Genomic DNA, 24,028 nt, shown 5'->3' on the forward strand with positions numbered 1-24,028 from the left:
CCGTCGTGATACCTTTCAACATCAAGCAGCTCGAAACCTTTCTCCTGGTGGCGACCTTCGGAAGCTTTCGAAAGGCGGCGGAACGCCTGAACACCACGCAGCCGGCGGTGTCCACCCGAATTGCCGGGTTGGAGGAAGCGCTTGGTACCAGGCTGTTCGAGCGGCAGAGCAGCACAGTCAGGCTGACCGCCGAGGGGCAACGGTTGCTAATACCTGCTCAACGGGTTCTGCGCGTAGCGGAGCGGCTGCAACTGATGGCCAGCTCTCTTTCAGAGACATCAGAGACGACGAGGGTGCTGAGGCTTGGCGTTGCCGAAACGATCGTGCACACTTGGCTTCCGGATTTCCTCAAGGCACTGAAAGCAAACTATCCGCTTGTCGACACGGATATCGTCGTCGATTCGACGACGACCCTTCGCAACGAACTCATGTCACACCGGCTCGATCTTGCGGTGTTGATGGGCCCTATCCTGGAGTACAGCATCGAGAATATCGAGATGCCGTCCTTTCCTTTTGTCTGGGTCTGCTCGCCGCAATTGGATTTGCCCAACCGGCGCGAGGTGACGCTGAACGACCTGATGCAGTTTCCAATCATCAGCTACGCGCGCACCACGCGACCCTATAGCGAACTCTACCGCAAGCTCACCGACGAATTCGAAGAGACGCCGCGCATCTTTCCGGCCAATTCGCTGGCCGCTTCCATCAAGATGACACTCAACGGAATCGGAATAGCCTCCCTGCCTGAGGGAGTCGTCCAAGACTATATCGCAAGCGGTAAACTGCGCGTCGTCGAATGCGAATGGCACCCGTCCGACTTGCAATTTACCGCCTCCTACTCTTCCGAACCATCCAATCCGATAGCGGAGCGGGCGGCAAAGCTGGCCGCCTGCGTTGCGCATGCATATGCTGCGAGAACTAGGCCCGCGGTTTCTCAGCCGACCAAGGTGGCCGGCAGGTAGATGCGGTCGCCTGAGAAGATCATATCCGGACTCAGGATATGATCCATATTGAGCACCACCGTCTCCGCCACATCCGCAGAATGGGTCTTGGCGATCAGGCGAATGCTGTCGCCGTTCTGGACCTCGACCCACTGGTAGCCGTCTTTCTCTAGCGTTGGATTCGTGCGGCCCTCAGGATTGCTGCTGCCGTCGGGATGAACCTTGACTTGGTCGCCAGAAACCCAGCCGCTATGCAAATTGCCGTCCGGCCCGAAACCTTCGACGGGTATCCAGGCCTCCCCTGACTGATCGGTCGAGGGCTTCGCGGTCTGCTCGACGAATGTCCCGGGTTGCAGAACCGTCACCACAGTCGAATCCTCATCAGGCTGGGTCCGCAAATTCAGGCCGTCATCGGCGACCACGACAAGTTGCGGGAAATCCTCCTCCGGGATCTGCGGCGCATCTGGCACATCCGAAGGATCATCGGGTTGCTGGGACGAGGCATCGCCATCCGGTTTTTTCGGATCGGGTGGAGGGGTCGGCTTCGCGCCCTCCCAAGGCTCCGCGAGCAGGGCGTCCAGTGAGAAAAGAAGCATCCCAACGCCGAAGGTGATGCCCAGAGTCCACCGGTCCCATGCAGCCCATCTTTTGTCGGACTTTTCCGCCGCCGCGATATCAGCATCGGTTCGCGGTACTGAACGGCGATTCATCCGGTCCGTCCTTATGGCCGACGCCCAGAATTCCGCGCAGCCGAAGGTGAACATGGTGCCGGCGACTGTGGCGATCGGCGCCGGCCAGGAGTGCACCGTATAGAAGGCGCAGCCAAGCACATAGCCGGGTCCAGCCAGATATTCGGCCAGGTTTCGGATCACCGGTCTGCCGGTGAACGACTGCAGCATCGACTTCGTGCCATAGACGATGTTGCCGAGCGTGAACGTGCTGTTGACGACAAGATCCTTACCCTGGATCATCCCGGTCGCGGCACCTGGCGCTGCGGCAATGAATGTGGCTCCGCCGAGCGCGTTGAGGAACCGCCCGAACGGCTTGTGATTTGCGGTTGCATTGGGGAAGAGCGCCTGCGCACCGAAAACGACGCCTCGCACGCCAAATGCCACCGCTCCGGCGGTGGCGGTCCAGGTTGGCGGCAACGAGCTCCACAACATGACGGAGGTGGTCGACATGCCGCCAAAGGTGGCGAGTGCCTGAGTGTTTTCCCGCGTCCTGGCATGGCTGAGGGCCAGATCGACGCTGGTGGCCTGATCCGGCGTCATCGCCTTTTTATGGGTCGCCCGATAGGTGGTCAGTTGCAGCACGGAGAGGGCGTTCGTCTGATCCCCACTCATCCACTCGAACTGCTCAAGCGTGAACTTGCGGAACTGGCCGGGGCTCATTTCCCCGTACTGTTTTGGTGTCACCGCTTCGATCTGCGGCTGGGTCAGAGCTTCGGTGTGGTGGATCGTGAAGGCACCCCACTGATCACGGTTCAGCACCGGAATCTGCTTCTCGCTCAGCCACGGCACCTGCTTGGGATCGAGCTTCGCCACGTCCACGGAATCGATCATGGTCTCGGGGATCGCCGGAACCTGGGGCTCGGTGAGGTTCTTCAGCAATCCGGCCTCGCCCAGATCCTTGAATTGCTGTGATGTGAACTTCGCGACCTGGCTGGGCTTGAACCATGGAACCTGGCGCGCTTCCAGCTTCGACATGTCAACGAACTCGACCATGTCTCCTTTTATCGCCCGCAACTGTGGTTTCGTCAGGTGAGGCGTCAAACCGGTTTTACCGAGATCCCGGAACTGCTGGTCGGTCGCATTCCGGATGTGGCCCCCGGTCAGCCAAGGAATCTGTTTACCGCCGAGGCCCGCGATGTTGACCTGGCCTATCTTTGCCTTCGGGATACCGCGCAATTGGCTCTTGGTCAGATAGGGCAGCAAGCGGGCCTGATCCATGTCGCGGAACTGCTGTTCCGTCAGCTCGGCCACCTGCTCGCGCTTAAGCCATGGAATCTGGGTCGGCTGGAAATCGCCCATGACGAGATCTGGCACCTGGTCAAGCGGGGTCGCTCTGACGCCATCTCGGGTGAGCGGTCCATTGTTCGGAGCGGATTGGCCCTTGTTTGCTGGTGCGGGATGGCGAGTTTCAGCCGGAGAGTGGGAACCAGTGGACGCGTGGTAGTCGTATCGCTCATCCGCGAGCCGGCCATAAAACTCCCCGTAGGTTCCGTCCGCAGTGCTCGACTGCTTGTCCGTGAATAGCGTCGCCATTTCCTCAACGGCTTGCGATCGATCAATCTCGCCAGCCTTGTATCGGGCGAATATATCGGCCTGGGCCGAATTCCACTCGGCGCCAAGGATAGCAGCTGGCTTGCCGCTATTGACCGCCAGCTCGTCGGCAGCAGCATATTGAACAAATGTCGCTTCGCCCTCGACGTTCAAATAGGCAGAGACCACGGCATTCTTATATGCCTGCCGATCTGGAAAATTGTCGGGATGAAGCTCGATCGGAGCGTCCGCAACATGGGACAACTCGTGGCCGAGCGTGTCGACGAATTCGGCAAGTACGGTGTCGCTGTCCGCATCGGCTGCGCGGAATGTCTCGGCATCGACAAAGACTACTCCCACCTCGCGGACGTATTGTGATCCAGTCGCCGTCAGATCGTCGCCGGAGTTGGCGTCGAAAATCCGGAGGTCGTGCCGCGCCGGGTTGACGATGCGTACGCCTTTCGCGTGAGCGCCGCGCAGAAGTTCGATCAGCGTCGGCGACCGGCTGAGCTGATCTATAAGATTGGCCTTGCTGACTTCCGGCATGCCGAGGTTCTGATGGAGCATGTCGTCGAGCAGGCTCGCCGCCTCCTGGCGGTTGGTCGCGATTTCGGCCTGCGTCAGCGGCTTGGCGAATGACGGGCCCAATGACCCCTCTGCTGCAAAACCCTGCCCGTTCGGCGCTGGCCTGGGCGCCGGACTGCGGGGAGCGATCGGGCCCTCGCCAGCCGGCGGCAAGCCATTTACCGGCGGCGAATTGTGCAGCACATCCTGCTCAAGCAGCCGGTTGAGGTAATGGGCCTGCGTGGGCGTCAGTTCGCTGCGGGCCTGCTGATCCAGCTGTTGCCGCAACGCTTTCCACGCTGGCTTGCCCATCCCGTCGGGCCGTCCGCCGGTGGTGGCGAGTTGGTCCGGATATGGTGCCACGCCCAATTCCGGGAATACATCCAACACGCGCTGACCAGCGAACCTTAAATCGCCGTGCGGCGATGCCGCAACCTCGGCGAGATAAGCGTCGAGATGCTGCAGGACGCCCGGCGTCAGTCGCCCATGCGAAGTCTCCAGCGCGGAGAAAACCTTTTGCGCGCCTTCGGAGGATCCGGGGTGTGCGCGGGCGGTACGGGTATGCGGCACCAGGTCCTTCCTCACCGAACCGACTTCTACCGTCGTTAGCGGCCATTGCCCAAGGTTTGCGGCCAAACCGACGCCGTGGTCCGTGCGGTCCAGGCGGTTAAGTGGCCCGGCGCCCGCCTCGCGCGGAACGCCTTCGAAGGCAGGGCTACCGCGCCAGGGTTCCTTGCCGCCTCCGAAGGGCGGAATGACGTTGTAGTTCCGGTAGAGGACACGATCCTCGAAACCGGGCACCTTGCCTTCGGAGCTATAGTGGCTGGCACCACCTCTCGCAGCTTCTTCCCAAAAGGAGGCTGCCATTTGGCTGAGCGGGCCAGATTCTCTACGCGTATACCCCGGCCGGCCGCCTTCGCCACCGAGATAGAGCAGCGTGCGTTTGACGTAGGCCCCACCCAGGGAGAAGCCAGCGAAGGATATCGAAGCGCCAACGGCGTTTTCTTTCTGGAACGTGTTCTTCGACATCATCGGGGCCGATGCGACCCACCGGGCGGATGGAGCCGCAGCCTCGTCATAAGCGAAATTCGGCCGGTATCCATTGACGAAAAGTTTCTGGCCCTTCGCGTCGTTGGGATGGACCGGGAGCAGAAAGCCCGTGCCGTCCGGGCCGTTGTTCTTCAGACTGAGTTCCCCATAGACCTGCCGGCTGGGCAGCGGCACCTTAATGCCGAGCATCGATCCGCCGAGGCCGACTGTGCGGGCGGCTAGGTCGTTCAGCATCGGCCCACCCAAGACATTGGCTTCGTGTTCCTGCAAGAACCAGGAAACGGTCGCGCGGTCGGACCGCCAGACCCCTTGTGCATCCGTGAAGAATGTCGGGGCGCGCCACGAACTCGCCTTGTCGGCATCCAGCAACCGCTCCAGCAGGATGGGCACGTCGCTGTTGATTTCGGTTCCGGCCTTGGGCTTGCTTGCGGGCAGCGCGTTCTCCAAGGCGTGCGCGAGCGACTGGACCGCGGGGTCCGCGGATTTCTGCTGGTTGGCGGCGTAACCGCGCATCTCTCGCCAAAGATACGGGGTCCAGGTGTCGTGGCCGGACAGAACCTTCGCATTGTAGCGGCCTTCCGGCGAAAGCTTGCCGGCGGGGTTGAACGAAGACTCCGGCTGAAGCTTCGGACCGTAGACCCACGTGCTGCCACTGTCGGCCTCCAGGACTTGCATGAGCGCATCCTGCTGCGCGGCGGTCACGGCCTTGCCGGGCTTCGTGGCGCGCCCCTTGAAAAACGGCGAGGCGGCATCTGCCGCGGCGGCAAGGTTCGGATCGGTGGAGCCTGACGCAGCCTTGAGGTAATCGCCGACGATGCCACGGCCGGCATCGGTCCAGCCGGCTTCTCCTGGCAGCGCCCCGGCGGTAAAGAACTGCTCGCCGCGAGGCAGCCTGGCGTCGGTCGACAGGCCGAGTTGGTCGATCACTTCTCCCGGCGAGAGATGCGGCAGCTTGCCCTGAGCGCTGAACACCTGGAGGGTCGTCAAGCCGTTCATCGAAAGCTGGCCGACCGGCTTGGAGCCGGTGAACGGGCTGTTCCGGTCGGCGCTGAGCATTTCGACAAGCGCATCATGCTGAGCCTGCGTCATCTCCGTGCCAGACTGAGGCAAGCCCCTGCCCCCGAGTTGCACTCTAGTCATGGTCACCGCATCGCGCACGACCGGATCGCTGGAACGTTCGAGGGAATGGAGGTAGTCGCCGACGAGTTCCACCTGCTCGGGCGCCCACGTCGGCGCGGGCGTCGCCGTATCGTCGGGAAGCGCCGGCAAGGTCGCGGCCAGGGTCTCGCCGAGCGCCGAGCGATGGCTGACTTCCGGATTGTCGGCAGGATCGAACGTATGGACTTCCCGTGCCGGGGTGTTGACCCTGAGCTGGCCGTTCGGCGTGGTTATCGAGCCGCGCTTGGCGCGTTCGACGGTCGGGCCGGAACTGAGGTAGCCGGCATCCGTCGCATGCTCGCCCGGCAAGACGATGTCGCGGGTCATGCTCGCCTGCGGGCCGGCCACGATGACCTTGGCCGGCAGGTATTCGCCGCCGGCCTCAACATAGATGTCCTGTCCGGCGGTGACTCCGTCCTGCGGAACCGGCCGATGATAGATGCTGTCGACCAGTTCGCCGAGCTTCGGATAGTCATAACGCGGTTCGGTATTCAGGTAACGCGTGCCGATGCGCCGCAGGCCGGCTTTGACGGCATTGAACGTCTGGCCGAAGCTGTATGGGTTTGACGAGAAATTGTTGATGACCGGCGTGCCGTCGGGTCGAACCGGGCTAGGGTGCCCGGTGTCCGTCAAGGCCGGTGGCTGCGTGCGGGCGTTCGGATCGGTTGTCCAGCGGCCATCGGCGCCGAGATAAAGCACCGGCAAGGAAGGGTCGAGCTCGACAGGAGGCGGCACCGGCTCCGGCGCGGCCGTGATCGCCTTGGGTTCGGGTATGGCGACAAATCTCTGCGCTTCCGGTAGGTTGAAATCGACGAGCATCTCGCCGGTATGGCGGTTGCCGAGAGTGTAGCGCATCAACGGGCGGGTGCCTTCCGCCCCGCGTGTTTCCGTTTCGGACTGGAGCAGGAGCTCGTCCGGGGTGGCCAGCACGGCGGGGTCGGAAGGGCGTGCGCCGTCGAGATAGCCCGTCTGCTGCGGATCCTTGCCGCTGGTGTAGACGTATTCCGCGGGATTGGGCCTCGGCATGCCGGTGAACGTCTTGGTCGCCGGGTCCCAGACGAGCCGGAAGCCGCTCTCGGCCGGGCGCGTCGTTCCGTCGCCGCGGACCGGCGGAACCACGATCGGATCGCCGTCGGCGGGGACGCGCACATTCTGCTCACGCGCTCCCTGGGCGCCTCGGTCGCTGGCATTCTCGGGATCGCCGCGCTCGCCCGGGGCGCTCGGCCCTTCATCGTGGACGTTGACAACCGTCCCCTCGACGACGGGGTGGCTGGGATCGTGGAAGACCAGTTTGTCGGTCGGGCGATAGACGCCGTCGGGGCCTTGCTCATGCACGACCATCGGCCGCGACGGCTGGACGTCGCCTGATGGATCATCCTTGCCACCCGTGGGTGGCGGCGGGTTCGGACCATCGGACTCGCCGGCCGGCAGCGCGCGCTGACCGGGATTTCCGGCCTCCGCCCCGTTGCGCGAACCTTCTGGGGCACCGAAACCAGGCCCCTGCTGGCCGGACGTTTCGCCGACCACGTCGCCATCGATGATGATCTCATCTGGATCTGGCACGACCTGTTCGCCGGTGGGCCTGTAGACACCGTCAGGGCCCATCTCGTAGACGGCCCGCGGTTGCGGCCCCGAATCCGGTCCGCCAGGAAAACTGGCCGACGTATGAGTTCCGCTCCGAGTGCCGCCCGCTCCAGGCATGTTGGACAACAGCGAGCGGCCGCCCAAGCCCGTGCCGACAGTGCCGACGCCTATGCCCATGACTGCGTTCGCGAGCTCGAGCAGGGACATCTCACCGCCATGCGCCGCCAGATCCTCAACCGATTTGCCGAGCAACGGAAGGCCGGTAACCACGGCGCCGGCATCGAGAGTCCACGCAGCGTTCGTCAGCTTGTTGCCGCTTTGCATAAACTCCGAGACCTCACCAGCATAAGAGGCCTCCTTTACGTTCACCTGGAATCTGCCGATGCCCCAGCTGGCATCCTTCATGCGGGTCATCCCAAAGCCGCCCGCGAAAGCCTGGGACCTGGACAGGCTTGTCTTTGCCAAGCCGAACGTGCGCAAGGCACCCGCGCCTACGGGCAGGAATGCGGTTACGCCGGTCGCGACATTCCAGGCCGACTGGCTGTCGAAGTCGCCGCCCTGCAGGAGGTGATCACCCTCTCTGATCAGAGCCTTGCCGCCAAGGAGTGAACCGGAGCCGATCGCGATGGGAATGGCCCATTGGCCGCCCGGCACGAACGAGACAATGGTTGAGACGCCCGCCACGATGCCAAGGCCAATGTCGGTAGCCTTGTCCCAGAAATCCACCTTGCGTGCGTCGGCCACTTCCAGTTCGTCGAGCGAAAAACCTCCCTTGCCGAGCGACATGTCGCCGCCCTTGGCCATGACCAGATTGCCCTTCTCGCCGAAGATGCGATTCTCGTGCTGGAATTCGTCAAAGCTGCTGTAATATTTGCCCGAGCTGTCGACATAGCCGATTTCGTCGCCGCCGCTCTTGATGGCGAACAATGCCGTCGACGATTCCGTCCCGCCGTCGAGGGAGAAAATCGGCACGATCTTGACCTCGGCGTTGTCGCCGGCGCGGTCGGTGATTTCTTCGGTGACCTTCTCGACATCTTCGTTCGATGGGTCGAGGCCGAGGGTCTGACCAACGGCAGTGCTGAGTTCGGCCGGCGAATATGTCTCGTATTCGCCAGTGAAACCGGCCTCGTAGAGGTTCTCGAACTGCACCTGATAGCTGGCCAGCGCCTGGTCCTTGTGTTCTTCAAAATACTCGTACTTGAGTTTCGCCTCATGCTCGGCGGAACCGTATTCGAGGAGCTTGGGGTGGCTTGCGGAAAAAGCGTACCAGTCACGCCCCGCCACCATCGCCGGCCGCACGTTTTCTTCCCAGTCCTCCAATTGGTTCTTTTCGGTCTCCGCCTGGCCTCGATCGATTTCCGCGGCCGCGACTTCGGGGTGCACCCACAGCATCTTGCCGTCCATCTCGATCTGGACCCACTTGCCGCTGTCGCCGATCGCGCCCGGCCCTTCCTTGTCGAATGCAACGGCAACCTCTGGCGCGACCCAGAGATCGCGGCCGTTCACCTTGATTTTCACCGCCGTTTCGCCTGGCTGAAGCGTGCCGGCAGGCGCCTCTACGGTTCCCGGCCCGTAGTCGATGATCGCCTGGTCGCGTGCCGTCGTTGCCTCGACGAGCACAGTCTTCGCATCTCTCAGCCCGGCATCAAGCTGGTCGACCTGCACGCCGACAATCTTCGACTTGGCCGCGTCCAGCGCCGATTGCGATCCCGTACCGTTGGCTGTGCACACCGTGGCCGACGATGTCTCTCGCGTCGACGCCAGCATCTCCTGCCACTGCTTGTTGAGTGGATCGTTGCGGAAGTCTTCCCTGATATTCTCGTCGTCGAGAGCGTATGTCAGGGCAGATTTATGCACATTGGTGTCATCACCGTTCTCGTCGGTGAAAGTGTCGTTCTCATAGGTGGTAACGACATAGAGCTGACCGTTCTCCTCGACTATGTCCTGCGATTTTATCTTGCCGGTAAACTCACCACGTCCATTGGTATACCCTTCCCAATCGAAATGGTGCGGGTTTCTTTCCTGCGCCTGCGCAAGCAGTTGCTGCTTGAGAGGCTCCATGGTTACGGCAAGATCCGCCGCCTCTGCCTGTGCAACCCCGTACTCCTGATATGCCTCGGCCAGGGTCACCTGATTGGCCGCGGCCCCCTGGAGCGTTTGCAGACCTTCAAGCCGCTCTTCGATGGCCGTGTATTCGGGGCTTCCAGGCTTGGCATCGGTAAGCTTCAGCTCCAGCTCGGTCGAGCTGATCATTTGGTCGACCGTGGCCTTGTTGCCGTTGGCGGTGTGTGGCGAAACGTTTGTAAAGAGCTCGGCGACCTCCGCGTGCGCGGCCTTTCCTTGTTGGTTGCTTTCCTTGGCACTGGGACCACCCGGGCTGCTGACAGCCGTCTGGTTAGGATCGCTGAGCGTCGGCAGGTCTGCCTGTTTTTCGATCGCTTCGAGAAGACTCTGCTGCGCCTGCTCGTATTCGGCCCGGGCAGTGCTGGCGCTTTCAAGCGCGTTGTTGGCGAGGGTCAACCGGTTTTGCGCATCTGCCAGCGTGCCCTTCGGCTCGGGCGGCTTCCAATCCAGTCCATAAGGCGCCAACGCCTCGTCGAGCGTCGACTCGGCACCCTCCATGGCGTTCTTGAATTCAGGGTCCAGCGCATAGACGTCGAGCTGTGCGGCGCTCTGCGCAGCCTTTGCTTCTGCCTCACCGAAGTTCGCAATCGCCACATTCTCGGCTGCGATCGCCTTGGCCACCTCCGGGTCGTACCATTTCCAGCTCCCGTCGACCAGCAACGGCACCCACTTTCCGCCTGAAGGAGCGGTGGGTGATGGTGGGTTCCCGTACGGACCAACCGACGTGGGACCACCGTCGAGAGTCGCGCCGGTTGCGTCTTGTGCCGGACCATATAATTCCATTGCAGCGACCACGGCCTGCTGCTTTTCAAGCGCCTCCGTGGTCAGCTCTGGCGTCGCCCCGCCGAATATGCCGTCCAGCGTCGTCTTGACGACTAAATCCTCCTTGGCCTGCTCCGGGTCACTGCTGTTCGGATTGATGGAAAGCAGCAGCTCGGCCAGCGCCTGTTGTGCGGTGCCGGCCGCGATATCCGTAACGGCGCCGGTCGTATCGTTGGTCAGCGTTATGTTGCCGTCTGGCGACGTGGTCAGCGTGTAGCCGTTAAACGTCACATTGACGGTGGTCTTGGTGGCACCCTCGATCACCACGGTCTCTCCCGGATGAATAAGGTCGGGATCGCGCGGAGAGGTGAACAGTTCCGGATTGCTCTCGGCGAGATCCTCCAGCGTCACACCATGCGCCTCGGCGATGTCGCTCAGATTGTCACCGGGTTGGACCTCGTAATCGATCGGCTCGCCGTCGTTCAGCGTCTCGACGATGGTTTCGGTGCGTCGGCCGTCCTTGTCGAAGACGATCGTCGTTTCGGTGTTGTTCTTGGGGTCAACGATGGTGGTGGTCTGCTCGCCGGTCTCGGTGTTGCGCTCGATGTGGGTGGTCTTGCCGCTACCGTCGACCATGTCGGTCGTCTCGGTATTTCCCTCGATGGTGGTCACCGAACGCGAACCATGCTGGTAGTCGTTGTTGTAGGTGACCGTCTTGCCGGTATCCGGATCAGTGACGACGATCTGGAGGGTCTCGCCTTCGTCACCGCCCTGCGTCACCTCGAGGCCGGCGGCGTTCAGCTCGGCGATCACCTGCTCCGGCGTGAGATTGCGCTCCTCGGCGATCTCCTCGATGCTCTTGCCTTCGGCAAGCTGTTCCTGGATCGAAGGCGCGCCCGAGCCGTCTGCTGCCTGCGAATGCGCCAGGATGGTTTCCTCGCCGCCCGGACCCGTGACCGTGGTTACCGGCAATGCGGGGCCGACAGCGGGCGTCACCGTCTCCACCGTCGACCCATTCGGCAGGTTCTTGGTGACGGTGACGGCACCGTCGCCGTTCGTTTCGGTAGTTGTGGTTATACGGGTTTGGGGATTCGTCGTGCGTTCGGTGACTGAGCCGTCGCCGAGATCGTCGACGAACTTGGTCGTGATCGCGCCTGTCCCCGGGTCGACGCTAGTGGTTTCCTTGCGTCCGAGATCGTCACGGATCGGCGAGGAGGTCGCATGTCCGTCGGGACCCGTCACTTCGGTGTAATAGCCGCCGTGGTGATAATCTTGGTTTTCGGTGATCGTGCGGCCGCTGCCGTCTTCGATCACCACCGTACGGGTGTCGCCGTTGGCATGTTCAGTCGCTCTCGCCGTCATTTTGTCGACGTTCAGAGCAGCCACCACCTGCTCGGGAGACATGTTCCGCTCGTGGGCGATGTTGTCGATACTTTTGCCGCCCTCGATCGCCTTGAAAATGTCATTGGCCGTGGCGACTTCCGGTGAAACACCGCCGGCGTCGGGCTCACCACTGGTCAGCAGAAGGTTTGGCGTACCGCCGAAATTCTGCGTCGTGAAGAGCGCAGGCGCGGCTGTGGTGCCGCCGGTGCCGTTTGCTGCGGTGACTGCGGCAGGCGGCGCCGGTCCTGGCTGCGCCGCCGCCGGGGCAGTCGGCTGCGCCGTCGTCAGTTCCGCATTGACCTGCGTCAGCCGCTGGCGAGCGCTCGCGGCCGCGTCGGCCTCGCCCATCTTGTTGGCGAGCCGGATTTCATTGTGCAACTTTGTGACTTCGGTTTGCAGCCGCGTAATCTGCTCGGCACTGGCCTTTGGGTCGACCCTGGGCGGCGGCGGGGGCTTGAGGGTGTTAATCGGGCGGATCATCAAACAACCTCCGGAGCCGGTCCAGTCCTGGTTCAGGCAGTCTGCCTGCCGTCAACGCCCCCGCGCCCGACAGTGGATGCCCCGGCCGCTTACCGGGGCGGCTTCCAATAAATGCCGAAAGCAGCGAGTTGCTCTTCCGACCGTTTTACTCGTTCTGCAGCATTCACTTCAGACTGCACAGCCGTCAGTGCCGCCAGAATTTCGACGGCAGCGAACGCCGGCGCCATGCTGCGAAAGAACGACTGCGAATTTGACGTAACGATGATTGTTTCCCGCGCGATCCGGGCCAGCGGCGACACGCTGCTATCGGTGATTGCCACCACGCTGACACCCTGCCGAGCCGACTGGCGCGCCACGTCGATCGTCGTGCGTTCATAAGGAGACATGCCCACAGCAAGGAGGACGTCGTCCCGTCCCGCACCCTGCAAGGCATCCAGACCATGTCCGCCCATCTCGCCGACAAGCGTCACCTTGCGGTCACCGCCAGCTAGAAACGACATGATGTGAACGAAGTGGTTCGCGACCGGATAACCGGAGCGCGAGCCGAGACCGAACAGATTGCGCGATCGTGCAAGGAGCTCGGCAGCGGCAACGAATTGTGAGGCATTGCCGTATTCACCTAGACTTGAAATCTGGGCCGCGAGCGTGTCGGCGACGACCCCCGCAATCGAATATCCCGGATCGCCGTCCTGCCCTATACCCTGTCGCGCCGGCTCACCGGCGCCTGTCTCACGCAGCGCGCGCGCATAAAGGCTGCGCATATCCTCGTAGCCTTCAAGGCCAAGCCATCGCGCCAAACGCATCATCGTGCTGTGCGAAACGCCGGCCTGGTGCGCCTGCTCGCGCATCGACATCAGTGCGACGTCCTTAGGATGATCCAGCACGAAACGCGCGGCGACCCGCAACTGCGGCGGCATATTCTCGAAGCGTTCGACCAACAGCTCCGCCAAAGGACCTTGTTCCATTCTAAAATACCCCATTCACCCCGATGGCAGGTTACTCCCCGAATGGCGGCAATGCAACAGTTGGAACTGATGTGGTTCATATATTCCAAGTGGACTTTCATTTTCGATCACCCTGCCTTAAGCTGCTTTTGCAACCTGCCGGATCGCTTCGACGTGATTCCGGAGTTTGTAACTTGAACGGCCCCTCAAGGAGACAATGATGGCTGCTACCCCTCCCATTACGTCCGGCTCTGCCGGGTCGCCGGAACAGAACCTGGACAAGATGATCAAGCATCAGGAGCGCATGTTTAGCCTCGAGATCACAAAAGAGATCGCGAAATCCCAACATGACATGCTGATGAGCACCGCAAGGACGCTCGGCCAGTCGGCTGAAAAGGCCTAAGGCGGGGATTTTCGAACCCATGCGCCGCCGCAAGCACCGGCGGCGCAAGTGCACGGCAAGAATGCTTCGACGCCGTTGTCAGGCTGCGTCTGAATTGTCATCGGCGGGAGATGAAGTGGCATGACCGCTAATTCTATCGGCAAATATTGGGATGCGGAGCCCGGGCGCCGGCTCCGATCGATTATCACCCACGCCCCAAGATCCGGACGTTCCATTGCGCTGAGCGTAACGCACGGATTTCACGCGGGCGCCCAACTCAGTCTGGTCGAGCCTCTGTATACTGTTGGCTCCAGCACGGAGTCCGACATTGTCCTCAGGGATGCCGGCATCGCGCCGGTCCACGCAAGGTTGCGGCGCAAGGGCAGCCAAATTGAAATCGAAGCCGTCGGCGGCGACGTCACACTCGCCACCGGCGAGATCATCCATGAAGGCCAAGGCAGCCGCTGCAAGCTGCCGCTCACGATAAGTATCGGCGATGCCCATATCCGGCTGGTCAACCCAGAACGCCTGCCGAATCGCTGGTCCGTTTCTGATCGCCCCTTCCTGGTTGCAGGCAGCGTGCTCTTTGCCGTGTTCGCTGTTTCCGTCGCTGCGAATGGGTTCTCTTTCGCCAAGCCCGACATTGGCAAAAAGATATCCGCTCAAGACCGTGACCCGATCAGAGTGGCCTTTGCTGGCGAGGCCGGGCAAAGTGTCCTGAACGATTCATCGTCAACGCAAATACCCAGTGCTGCCGAAGCGGAAAGCCAACTCAGGCTGCGCCTCGATCAATCTGGCATCAGCACTTTGGCTGTTCAGCGATCACCTGGACGGCTCGTGGTCTCGGGTATGATCCCCAATGACAAGGATGGTGCCTGGACCGAAACGCAATCCTGGTTCGACCAGACGTTCGGCGCGCACATTCCCCTCGTCTCCAATGTCATGATCGGCAACGCCGAGCAGGCTCCGCGCCTGAGGCTGCAGGCGATCTGGTATGGCGAGCGGCCCTACGTCATCGCCGCCGATGGCGCACGCTATCATGAAGGTGCATTCACGAATGACGGCTGGACCATCAAGCACATTGGCGAGACGGAACTTCTTCTGACGAAGGGCGGCGCCACGGTCGCGCTGAAATATCTGTGAACCGCCGGCTTGAAGGGCCGCGATTCGATACGGCAAGGATCGATACAACCGGCCGCGAAGTGCGGCAGGCGGAGGGTGTGCGCGGTCAGGCAATCAACCGGCGGCGGATGAACGGCGTCGACAAAGCCGCCAGCCGTGCTCAGGGGACGACATCGGCCGCTGGTACGGAAAAGCCGCAAAACGCGGAATTCCAGCCGTCTCGAGGCACAAATAGCGAATCGCTTGATGAGGCACTCATCAACTTCGTCATGCCGGGTATTCCCGAGCCAGCCATCCTGCGTCGCTCAGTACCTATTCTCCGGCATTTGGTAACCCATCTGGTTCCCGGCCTTGAGGGTGGCGAGCAACTCAAGACACTTGCCAGAACGCTGATGGAGGATGAAATCGAGCGTCATCGCGATCTGCTTGGCCGGATACAGGAAGGAATCGAAACCTGACCGATCCGCGTGACACAGTGCATCTGCTGCATGTCTTGGGCTATCTCTACGGGTGTCACGGGCAGGCAAAGCGGGGCGCGGCATACCTGCTTATCGCTGCACAGCTGTCGCCGGGAAATGCCGGCGTCCTGCGGACTTTGGCGCATCTGCTCATACTCGATGGCGAAGCGGACAAAGCGCTTGCCACGATTGCCAGGCTGGAGACGTTGGAGGGAATGGACCACCCGACGCTAGCGTTACTGAAGAGCCGCGCGTTGCTTGTGGCCGGCCGCAAGGCCGAGGCGCACAATGCCTTGCGAAGCTTCCTATCGCATCGAGCCGCCGAATGACGGTGTCGGAGCGACTTCTGCACTTCCTTGCCAAGCTGTCACGCCGCAGCGATCTGGTCATTGCCGTCCTGATGCTCGTCGCTGTGGTGATGATGCTCATTCCATTGCCGACCTTCCTGGTCGACATTCTCATCACCGCCAATATCGCCGTCAGCGTGCTTATCCTGCTGGCTTCGTTTTATGTTTCTCATCCGCTCCAGTTCTCGTCGCTGCCATCGGTCATCCTCATCGCTACCTTATTCCGGCTGGCGATCACGATCACGACCACGCGACTGATCCTGCTTCAGGCCGACGCAGGCGAGATCGTTTCCGCCTTCGGTACTTTCGTCGTCGGCGGCAGTATTGCGGTGGGCCTCGTCATCTTCCTGATCATAACCGTTGCGCAGTTCATCGTGGTTGCGCGGGGTGCGGAACGCGTTGCCGAGGTTGCCGCGCGCTTTACGCTCGATGCGCTGCCAGGCAAGCAGATGAGCATCGATGCGGAGTTGCGCAACGGAGACATCGATCAGGCGGAGGCACGCCGGCTGCGCCAGCAGCTTGAGCGTGAGAGCCAGCTGTTCGGCGCGATGGACGGTGCCATGAAATTCGTCAAAGGCGACGTCATCGCCGGCATTGTCATCATTCTGGTCAACCTGATCGGTGGTTTCGCGATCGGAACGCTGCAGCACGATATGGCGCTAGGGGACGCCGCCGTGACCTACTCACTGCTCACGGTGGGTGACGGGCTGGTCGCGCAGATACCGGCACTGCTGGTCGCTGTGGCCGCCGGTACGATGGTGACGCGCGTCGGCAGCTCGGACGGCACGAGCGACCTTGGCCGGCAAATAACCAGCCAGCTACTACGGGACTCCCGTGCGCTCGCACTCGCCGCAGTGATCATGGTCGGCCTTGCCGTAGTGCCGGGCTTTCCGTCCATTGTGTTCCTGATCCTTGGCGCCTGCTTCGGCGCGGGCGCCTATGCAATCAATCGGCGCACCGCCCGGGAATCCGAGCTCAAAGAGATCGGCCAGATCGCCATGGCCGAACAACCGGGAAAACCGGCGTCGCTTTCATCAACGCGCGTCGGAACACTGCCTTCTTCATCCCGTATCGTCGTACGCTTCGGAACCGAACTCGGACGGTCGGTCCCGGAACCCGAATTCGCCACGCTCGCTGATGGCGTGCGCCGCGAGCTTTTCGGCGATCTCGGTGTCGACGTTCCGGCTATCGGCCTGCAGGTCGACGAGAAGCTTTCAGCGAGAAGCATGCGCGTCGAACTGGAGGGCGCACCCATCCTGGATACCGAAGTCCCCGCCGACCGCGTTCTTGTCGAAGCGGACACAATGAATCTCGATCTGCTCGATGTGACTTACGAAAAAGGTTCTCCGATTGCCGGTCAGCGCAAATTCGTGTGGGTCGATGACCGCCACATTTCTGCATTGAAGGAAGCCGGCTTTGTCTTCTCCACACCGGCGCAAACAGCGGCGAAGTGGACCGGAAATGCACTTCGGCTCTATGCCGGCCATTTCGTCGGGATCCAGGAGACGCGCAGGCTCCTGTCGGACATGGAGCCGGACTATGCGGATCTGGTCAGACAGGCGCAGGAGATCGTGCCGCTGCAGAAAATCGCGGAGGTGCTTCGGCGACTTGTCGGCGAAAACGTGCCGATCAGCAACCTGCGCCTGATCCTCGAAGCGCTGATCGAATGGGGACAACGCGAACAGGACGTGGTTCTGCTTACGGAATATATCCGCACGTCCTTAAAACGCCAGATCAGCTTCCGCTTCGCTGGTCGTAACAACATCATCGCAGCCTATGTTCTGCAGCGCTCGGCCGAGGATATCCTGCGAAACGCGGTGCAAAGCACATCGACCGGCACGTTCCTGAACCTTTCGGATGACGATGCACAGGCTTTGATCGCCGAAATCGAACGAGCCTTGTCGCAGAACACCACCGATGTCTCGCCGGTCGTCCTCGCGGCGATGGATGTACGCCGTCATATGCGAAGCCTGCTCACGCACAATGCCATTGAACTTCCGGTTCTGTCCTTTCAGGAACTCGCACAAGAATTCAACGTCCAGCCACTGGCGACGATAACCGGCCGCTCGGGCATAGCACGCAATGTCTCTCAGTCGCTGCCAGCGGCTGAGGCCAAAGCCGGACAAGAGGCAGCCTCATGACGCCAGCCGGGCGGATTGGGACAGTTGGGGTCTCTACATGCTCAAGAGGGGAACGGCATGACAATCCACGATACCGCAGCAGGCGTTCGATCCGCCACTTTCGCCGGGCGGACGGCTATGCGCTGGCTCGCTATCGCGACGGTTGGCGTCTTGCTGGCGTTGTTGTTCACACTTGCCGACACGATGGCACAAAACATATCGCCATTGCCGAGCAAGCCAACGGTCGACCTGCCGGTCGGGCAAGGACGCCTGCTGCGGTTCAATGAACCCGTCGAATCCGTCCTGATCGCGGACACCACGATCGCGGATCTTCAGGTCGTGTCGCCGGGGATGGTCTATGTCTTCGGCCTGAAGCCCGGCCTGACCAACCTCATTGCAATCACAGCCGATGAGCGGGTCGAGGCAACGGCCCAGTTCCGCGTCACCCCCGATGTCACGCCTGCCAATGAAGCGAAATACGCAATGCAACCGAACTCGGCGACAAATCTCTCGATTTTCGGAACCCGCATTGTTTCGACGGGCGAAGCACGAGGTGTCGAGGAGGCAACGGATGTCGACAACATCGCCCGCACGTTCTCGCCGCCGGATCAGCCGCCGCTGAACGACATGACCGTGCAGGGGTCGCAGCAGGTCAACATCCGGGTCCGTTTCGCCGAAGTCTCACGCACTGAGTTGCAATCATATGGCGTCGATTGGTCTGTCGGATACAGGAGCGGCGGCTTCGAATTCAACATGTTCCAGGACAATGGTGTGCCCTCCGGCACCGGGAATTTCGGTTTGAACATGGACCAGACGCATGGCATCAACTTCGACATTCTTATCGAAGCGCTGCAACGCAACGGCATCGTCAAGATACTGGCCGAACCGAACCTGACGGCGATGACCGGTCAGACCGCAAGCTTTCTCGCCGGCGGCGAAATTCCGGTTCCGATTCCGCAAGGAACTGACGTCGTTACCGTTCAATACAAGCCCTTCGGCGTTTCCCTCGGGTTCACCCCAACGCTGATCGGCCGCAATCGTATTGCGCTCCATGTCCAGCCGGAAGTCAGTTCCTTGTCGGAAGCAGGCTCAGTAAGCGCCAATGGCTTCGCCATGCCGAGTTTCGTCGTGCGCAGGGCCGACACCACGGTCGAAGTGGCGAGCGGCCAGACCTTTGCGATCGCCGGTCTTTTCCAGCAGCGGACCTCGCGTAATCTGGAAAAGTTTCCGGTTCTCGGTGATGTGCCGGTCCTTGGCCCGCTTTTTCAGTCACAGCGTTTCCAGCGCGAAGAGACGGAACTGGTGATCCTGATCACGCCTTATCTGGTCGAGCCGGTGCGCGACAGCCTTGCCACGCCGCTCGATCGTCCGGCAGCCAAACGCCACAGCCGGAAGCGCGCCAATGACGCGGCGGCGATGGGCCTGATCATCAAGTAGCGGGGAACCGAACATGACATTTCGCATCGCTTTGTGCTCTGTTCCGATGCTGCTTCTGGCCGGCTGCGTGACCAGCCCGCAACAGCCGCGGGAATATTCTCCCGGCTACAGCTATGTTTCGACCGACACCGGCGGCTCCGAGAAGGGCGTCGGCGGTTCCGTCCTTGCTCCCAATGCATGTCTGAACGAACCGGCCGATGACGACCGTTCTGCCGCTGCGACCGATCTGACGATCGTCTCCGGCGTCGGCTCGCACCTGCCGTCCGGCTGCGCCAACGCCTACAATCTTCAACGCATGGCCGAAAGCCAGCGTGACCTCGTCGAGGGTCGGCGCATGGGGGCGGCGGCGGCCGCGCCGACTGCAAATGCCGCCCGGCGCTACCTCAATGGCGAAGAGGCTCCCATGGGTGGAGCCAATAGCGGGCCGCTGACGCCGCAAACAACGCTCCCGGTCGAGTGAACCGATGCGGCCTTGCCCGCGTAGCACTACTTTGTCCGGTTGTTCGCCCGTCGAACTCGACCCAAATCGGCTTCGCGCTTTCCGGTCCTATGCGCTAGCCGAGGATAGAGCCAAGCGCTTTCGCCCTGGCCTGTGTGCTACCCTTCGACCGGATCGTTCTGGCACGAGCAAGCAAGGTATCCACCTCCTTGGTCGCCAGGCCAATCGGCGGCGAGGCCTTGACCTGATCGGCCTGGCCAAGAAGTCCGTAGACCACCACGACGTTGCGCTTGTGATGCAACTGCGCATTGGTTGCGGCGGAGATCTTCTGGACCAGCGGGAGTGCTGTGGTGGAATTGCCTTCGAGCGCTGCGGCCAGCGCCATGTTGCTCTCGACGTCGAGATCCCCCGGCGCGAGTTTCAACGCCTGAGCAAAAGTAGTCTGCGCCTCCGCCGTCTGACCCGCGAATGTCTGCGCCACGCCCAACCGATTGTAGGCGCTGCTAGTATTGACCAGCGGCGCTGCCTGCGCGAGCGCGCGCATGCCGGCATCGATATCGCCCGTTTCTATCATCGCCGAGCCAAGCCCGAGCATAGCCCCCCCGTCATTGGGTGCTTTTGCGAGCGCGGCCTGATAGGCCCTGGCGGCCTCGGCGGGATAGCCCGCTCGCATATAGGCCTCGCCTGCCTTGACGAAGGCGCTCGGCTTGGCGTCCGGCATCGCTGCCGCGCGCTGGTAGAGCGCGATTGCGGTGTCGCTATCTCCCTGCGCATCTATATCGTCCGCAAGCTTGATCAGACGCTCCGATTGCGACGACGGGCCTTGCGCCTTTGCCTGCTCGGCGTCGGTTTTGGTCGTCTGACAACCGGCCATCGCCAGCATGGCGACGACGGGCAAGAACACGACATGCAGCCGCATATCCACCTCTCCGTATTCAAGCCCGCCGCACCTTACACACGGCCTTGGCCGACTGGAACCACAACAGTGCGATAAGATTGCAACATGGCCGAAGAAGCTGAGGAAAAAACACTACCGGCGTCCGAAAAGAAACTTCGTGACGCCCGCCGGAAAGGCCAGGTTTCGCAAAGCCGCGACCTGGTCTCCGGCTTCACGCTTTTCGCAGCGCTTGGCTATCTCTATTTTGCCTGGCCGATGCTCATCGAGCACTTTTCGGAACTCGTGCAGACCGTGACGGCCCCCGGCGATTCGTTCGGGGAAGTCAGCCTGCGGGCCATCCGCCATTCGTTGTCATTGCTGATGCTTGCCACATTACCACTCGTCGGAATCGTTGTCGTTCTCGCGGTGGCCTTCGGCATGCTGGGAACGTTCGGGCCGGTCTTCTCGTTTGAGCCGCTCAAGCCGCAATTCGATCACATAAACCCGGCGAAGGGCCTTCAAAAGATCCTGTCGCTACGCAACGTCATCGAGTTCACCAAAGGCCTGGCCAAGGTGGTGTTGCTGGCCAGCCTTTTCACATTCCTTTTGATCGCGTGGCTGCAGCCGCTCTTCGATGCTCCGGGATGCGCTCCGTCATGCCTAGAGCCAATTGTCAAAGCGGTGCTGACACCACTTGGAATAGCCGCCGCTCTGGCCTTTGTCGTCATCGGCGTGATCGATGTTCCTATTCAGCGCTGGCTGTTCCTGCGCGACATGCGCATGACGACAACTGAATACAAGCGCGAACACAAGGATCTCGAAGGAGACCCCTTGATCCGGCATGAACAGCAGCGACAGCGGCGTGAGGCCGTGATGCAACCTGCGAGGCTGGGCGTAAAAAACGCGGTCATCGTCTTCGTGTCTGGCGACCGCGCAGTGGCGTTGCGTTACGTCAAGGGTGAAACGCCGGTGCCGACGGTCGTCGGCAAGGGCCAGGGCCGAGCGGCCGACGAGATGATGGCTCAAGCACGCAAGGCAGGTATTCCCGTGGTCGAGGATGCGGCCGTCGCCAGCCCACTCTTCGAAAATGCAAATACCGGAGCTTACATCGGTCAGGAGATGTTCTCACCGGTCGTGCGCCATCTCGTCCGGCTCGGGCTCACTTGAGGCATGGTCGAACCGACCTTGCCGCGCAATACCTGAGCAGCGCGGCAAGGTCAGCAGCGACCTATTTAGCTGAACCCAATAGGACGTCGAGATCGACCGCGTCTGCCATCGCCTTGTATCCCGCGTCGTTGGGATGAAGGTTATCGCCGCAGTCGTAGTCGTCGCGCAGATATCCCGGTTTGGCCGGGTCTTCCATCACCTTGTCGAAATCGATCACGCCATCGAAGCCACCACCGGCGCGTATCCATTCGTTCACAGCGACGCGTATCTTGTCCTTCTCGGGTGTGTAGTAACCTTCGGTAGGAAGCCCTTTGAAGGTGTCGGCGAAAGGGGTCAACGTCGCGCCTACAATGCGTATACCATGGGCATGCGCGCGGTCGATGAGCTGTTTGTATCCGGTGATGATGTCTTCGGCGGTAGGTTCCTTGTCGTCCGGCGTGATTGCATTTTCGCCGGGCCAGCCGATATCGTTGATGCCCATCATTACGACGACGGTCGAGACTTTGGGATGGCTCAGGATATCAGAATCGAAACGCGCCAGAGCATTGACGCCCATACCGTCGGTCAACACGCGATTGCCCGAAAAAGCTTCGTTAACCACCGCGACCTTGCGGGCGGTCTCCTGCAATCGCTTGGCGACAAGGTCTGGCCAGCGATTGTTGGCGTCGGGGGTCGAGCAATTCCCATCCGTGATGGAATCCCCGAAAAACACGATCGCCTGGGATTCCGGCGCGGCGTCAACCCATATATCGCTCAGAAAAAGGCGTGATTTGAGTGTGCTGTCAGCCTTGAACGTCGCGTCGTTTGTGAAATTTCCCGGGCCGGAGATGTAGGCGGTTTGCACACCATCCCAATGCACCGACGACAGCGCCGTCTTCTTCGGGAGGAAGATGCTGACCGAGATTTCGGAAAGCGCTGCTGCCGGGAGGGCGACGGGGTCGCTGAGGATCGGGGCTCCCGGCGGAACGACCACAGAACTCTTGCCGCCCCAGGTCAGGGGCTTCAGGGTCGCCTGATCGACGTCGCCGTCCTTGCCTGCTATTCCGACGCTGCCTGCACCGATGGTCAGTGGCTTGGCGCCGAAAGCATTGGATAGGACGACCCGGACGGTATTGCCGCCGACGCTGATGCGGGCAACTTGGCGGACGGTCTGATTCTCCAGCACTTCCGGCACTCCGAAAGGCGCAGGAAGATCATCCGACCAGCGCGGAGCAGGTGTGGCAGCCCAAGTGGTGATCCAGGCCCCCTTTTCCGCGCCTTGTGCCCCCAAACCAGCGGTCGCGGAGCCGGCCGCCACAGCTGCACATATCAGGATAATCTGACGCAGACGCCGTTTCCTCCCTGCTGCGGGAGAAAGCGCCGATGAAACCTTACCCGCAAAATTGAAACACCTGGTGATCCGCATTTTCATCTCCTCCTCGAGACATGCTGGTACTGCCGCCGCCGCCCCTATTATGACCGGCTGCACAGGGAATGAAATTGAACTTCCGTTGCGATCTTGGACCAGCGCCAGGGTCAAGATGTCCGACTGTGGCAGAGGGATGCCGCCCGCCTGTTTCGGCGAGCGGCGGACTGGAGCAGGCCGTTCGACCGTGACCGCGGTACTATATAAAAGGTCATCGCTGCGTTCGAGTGAAGGCCCCCAGAACCAGACTTGGCGTGCTGAAGGCGTCAGCTATGCCCCAAAAGTGCACGCGCTAACTCTTGCCATTCCTCATCAAGCGTCAAGGTCGACGGCGCGGCGTCGCAGCGACGATACCAATATTCCGCATTCGATTGATCGCCTTCCTTGCGATGGAGGTAGGCATGCACGCGCATTCCCGCCGTATCGTCGCGCGCCTGCGCGCGCTCGTGCGCCTTATCCCAATCGCCCTTTGCATCCCACCACAGCGCTTGCAGGGCAGCGTTCAAGCCAGCGGGCGGCTGTGATTTCGCAATCGAATCTCTGAAGGCTTGCAGATCCATTTTCCACCGACGTGATATACATGGGCGGCCGATAATAATCCCGGATTCCCCAACAGCAAAGTCGCATCGCGCACAGCAAAAATGGCGGTGCTCTCTGCGTGCCATTGGCTCACAATCAAGACTCCCAACGATCAACTGATCGTTATCTCTGTACCGACATGGTGATGAGGAGAGGTAGCGTGGAACCAGGCTCAAACCTCGGACATGATCTTCACCCAACCTGTGATCCACGAGTTTGGCAATATCTCCGTGCCGACAACGCTGATCATCGGGGGCAAGGACCGTACAGCCCCGGACGGCAATCGCGCCAGCGCCGAGGTCGCGAAGACGCTCGGCCACGTCCAAAACTCGGACGCGCCGCAGCCGCGGCCATTCCGAGCGCGACGCTCGTAGAATTCCCAGAGCTTGGCCATTCACCACAAATAGGGGCCCCCAGCGAGTTCCACTCAGCACTCCTGGAAGCGAT

General features: G+C 61.5%; 15 protein-coding genes. 10 read left to right on the forward strand and 5 right to left on the reverse strand.

What is annotated here, in order from left to right; genetic code table 11:
* Positions 1–5 precede the first annotated feature (5 nt).
* Positions 6–959 carry a LysR family transcriptional regulator gene (locus tag ACWTU7_RS01870; protein WP_455837499.1) on the forward strand — a complete coding sequence of 318 codons (954 nt, stop codon included), beginning with the start codon at positions 6–8 and terminating at the stop codon, positions 957–959.
* Here ACWTU7_RS01870 and ACWTU7_RS01875 read toward each other — a convergent pair.
* A complete protein-coding gene (locus ACWTU7_RS01875; RefSeq protein WP_455837500.1) occupies positions 932–12,304 on the reverse strand; it encodes a LysM peptidoglycan-binding domain-containing protein in 11,373 nt (3,790 codons plus the stop codon). The genes ACWTU7_RS01870 and ACWTU7_RS01875 overlap by 28 nt on opposite strands.
* An 89-nt stretch (positions 12,305–12,393) precedes the next feature.
* The gene (locus ACWTU7_RS01880; protein WP_455846486.1) at positions 12,394–13,254 is read right to left on the reverse strand and encodes a MurR/RpiR family transcriptional regulator; all 861 of its coding nucleotides are present in this window, start codon (positions 13,252–13,254) and stop codon (positions 12,394–12,396) included.
* A 211-nt stretch (positions 13,255–13,465) separates the two neighbouring features.
* Between ACWTU7_RS01880 and ACWTU7_RS01885 the strand changes: the two genes are divergently transcribed.
* The 7 genes from ACWTU7_RS01885 to ACWTU7_RS01915 all read left to right on the forward strand — a co-directional run bounded on the left by ACWTU7_RS01885 (position 13,466) and on the right by ACWTU7_RS01915 (position 19,574).
* Entirely contained in the window at positions 13,466–13,651 is a 186-nt protein-coding gene (locus tag ACWTU7_RS01885; RefSeq protein WP_065006916.1) for a hypothetical protein, read from the forward strand.
* A gap of 120 nt (positions 13,652–13,771) precedes the next feature.
* On the forward strand, positions 13,772–14,773 hold the full coding sequence (locus ACWTU7_RS01890; protein ID WP_455837502.1) for a SctD/MshK family protein: 1,002 nt from the start codon (positions 13,772–13,774) through the stop codon (positions 14,771–14,773).
* On the forward strand, positions 14,770–15,210 hold the full coding sequence (locus ACWTU7_RS01895) for a hypothetical protein (RefSeq protein WP_455837503.1): 441 nt from the start codon (positions 14,770–14,772) through the stop codon (positions 15,208–15,210). The genes ACWTU7_RS01890 and ACWTU7_RS01895 overlap by 4 nt, the downstream gene beginning before the upstream one ends.
* Positions 15,211–15,227: 17 nt before the next feature.
* The gene (locus ACWTU7_RS01900; RefSeq protein ID WP_023799520.1) at positions 15,228–15,539 is read left to right on the forward strand and encodes a tetratricopeptide repeat protein; all 312 of its coding nucleotides are present in this window, start codon (positions 15,228–15,230) and stop codon (positions 15,537–15,539) included.
* Complete coding sequence (sctV, locus tag ACWTU7_RS01905; protein ID WP_455837504.1) at positions 15,536–17,698, forward strand: type III secretion system export apparatus subunit SctV; 2,163 nt, start codon at positions 15,536–15,538, stop codon at positions 17,696–17,698. Before ACWTU7_RS01900 ends, sctV begins: the two co-directional genes overlap by 4 nt.
* A gap of 57 nt (positions 17,699–17,755) precedes the next feature.
* Positions 17,756–19,114: a type II and III secretion system protein family protein gene (locus ACWTU7_RS01910; protein ID WP_455837505.1), complete on the forward strand. Its 1,359-nt coding sequence runs from the start codon at positions 17,756–17,758 to the stop codon at positions 19,112–19,114.
* A gap of 13 nt (positions 19,115–19,127) precedes the next feature.
* A complete protein-coding gene (locus ACWTU7_RS01915) occupies positions 19,128–19,574 on the forward strand; it encodes a hypothetical protein (RefSeq protein WP_455837506.1) in 447 nt (148 codons plus the stop codon).
* A 94-nt stretch (positions 19,575–19,668) separates the two neighbouring features.
* Here ACWTU7_RS01915 and ACWTU7_RS01920 read toward each other — a convergent pair whose 3' ends face one another.
* Positions 19,669–20,472, reverse strand: coding sequence for a tetratricopeptide repeat protein (locus tag ACWTU7_RS01920; RefSeq protein ID WP_455837507.1), 804 nt, complete (start codon positions 20,470–20,472; stop codon positions 19,669–19,671).
* 84 nt (positions 20,473–20,556) lie between these two features.
* On the opposite strand from ACWTU7_RS01920, the gene ACWTU7_RS01925 reads away from it, so the two are divergent.
* Positions 20,557–21,597, forward strand: a complete 1,041-nt coding sequence (locus ACWTU7_RS01925; protein WP_455837508.1) for an EscU/YscU/HrcU family type III secretion system export apparatus switch protein — start codon at positions 20,557–20,559, stop codon at positions 21,595–21,597.
* 61 nt (positions 21,598–21,658) lie between these two features.
* On the opposite strand, the gene ACWTU7_RS01930 is transcribed toward ACWTU7_RS01925, so the two are convergent.
* Together ACWTU7_RS01930 and ACWTU7_RS01935 are read right to left on the reverse strand one after the other, a co-directional pair.
* A complete protein-coding gene (locus tag ACWTU7_RS01930) occupies positions 21,659–23,002 on the reverse strand; it encodes an SGNH/GDSL hydrolase family protein (protein WP_455837509.1) in 1,344 nt (447 codons plus the stop codon).
* Between the two features lie 266 nt (positions 23,003–23,268).
* A complete protein-coding gene (locus tag ACWTU7_RS01935) occupies positions 23,269–23,562 on the reverse strand; it encodes a hypothetical protein (RefSeq protein ID WP_127313671.1) in 294 nt (97 codons plus the stop codon).
* Positions 23,563–23,766: 204 nt separating this feature from the next.
* Between ACWTU7_RS01935 and ACWTU7_RS01940 the strand changes: the two genes are divergently transcribed.
* Positions 23,767–23,955 (forward strand): hypothetical protein, encoded by a 189-nt coding sequence (locus ACWTU7_RS01940; RefSeq protein ID WP_455837510.1) that lies wholly within the window; start codon positions 23,767–23,769, stop codon positions 23,953–23,955.
* The last annotated feature ends 73 nt before the right edge of the window (positions 23,956–24,028 follow it).

Source organism: Mesorhizobium sp. BHscii (assembly GCF_053848065.1).

What these genes read in the sequence shown, in the direction of transcription:
- ACWTU7_RS01875 (WP_455837500.1), bottom strand. Translation starts at nt 12,304, where the DNA reads ATGATCCGCCCGATTAACACCCTCAAGCCCCCGCCGCCGCCCAGGGTC.
- ACWTU7_RS01885 (WP_065006916.1), top strand. Translation starts at nt 13,466, where the DNA reads ATGATGGCTGCTACCCCTCCCATTACGTCCGGCTCTGCCGGGTCGCCG.
- ACWTU7_RS01890 (WP_455837502.1), top strand. Translation starts at nt 13,772, where the DNA reads ATGACCGCTAATTCTATCGGCAAATATTGGGATGCGGAGCCCGGGCGC.
- sctV (WP_455837504.1), top strand. Translation starts at nt 15,536, where the DNA reads ATGACGGTGTCGGAGCGACTTCTGCACTTCCTTGCCAAGCTGTCACGC.
- ACWTU7_RS01910 (WP_455837505.1), top strand. Translation starts at nt 17,756, where the DNA reads ATGACAATCCACGATACCGCAGCAGGCGTTCGATCCGCCACTTTCGCC.
- ACWTU7_RS01915 (WP_455837506.1), top strand. Translation starts at nt 19,128, where the DNA reads ATGACATTTCGCATCGCTTTGTGCTCTGTTCCGATGCTGCTTCTGGCC.
- ACWTU7_RS01920 (WP_455837507.1), bottom strand. Translation starts at nt 20,472, where the DNA reads ATGCGGCTGCATGTCGTGTTCTTGCCCGTCGTCGCCATGCTGGCGATG.
- ACWTU7_RS01925 (WP_455837508.1), top strand. Translation starts at nt 20,557, where the DNA reads ATGGCCGAAGAAGCTGAGGAAAAAACACTACCGGCGTCCGAAAAGAAA.
- ACWTU7_RS01930 (WP_455837509.1), bottom strand. Translation starts at nt 23,002, where the DNA reads ATGCGGATCACCAGGTGTTTCAATTTTGCGGGTAAGGTTTCATCGGCG.
- ACWTU7_RS01935 (WP_127313671.1), bottom strand. Translation starts at nt 23,562, where the DNA reads ATGGATCTGCAAGCCTTCAGAGATTCGATTGCGAAATCACAGCCGCCC.
- ACWTU7_RS01940 (WP_455837510.1), top strand. Translation starts at nt 23,767, where the DNA reads ATGATCTTCACCCAACCTGTGATCCACGAGTTTGGCAATATCTCCGTG.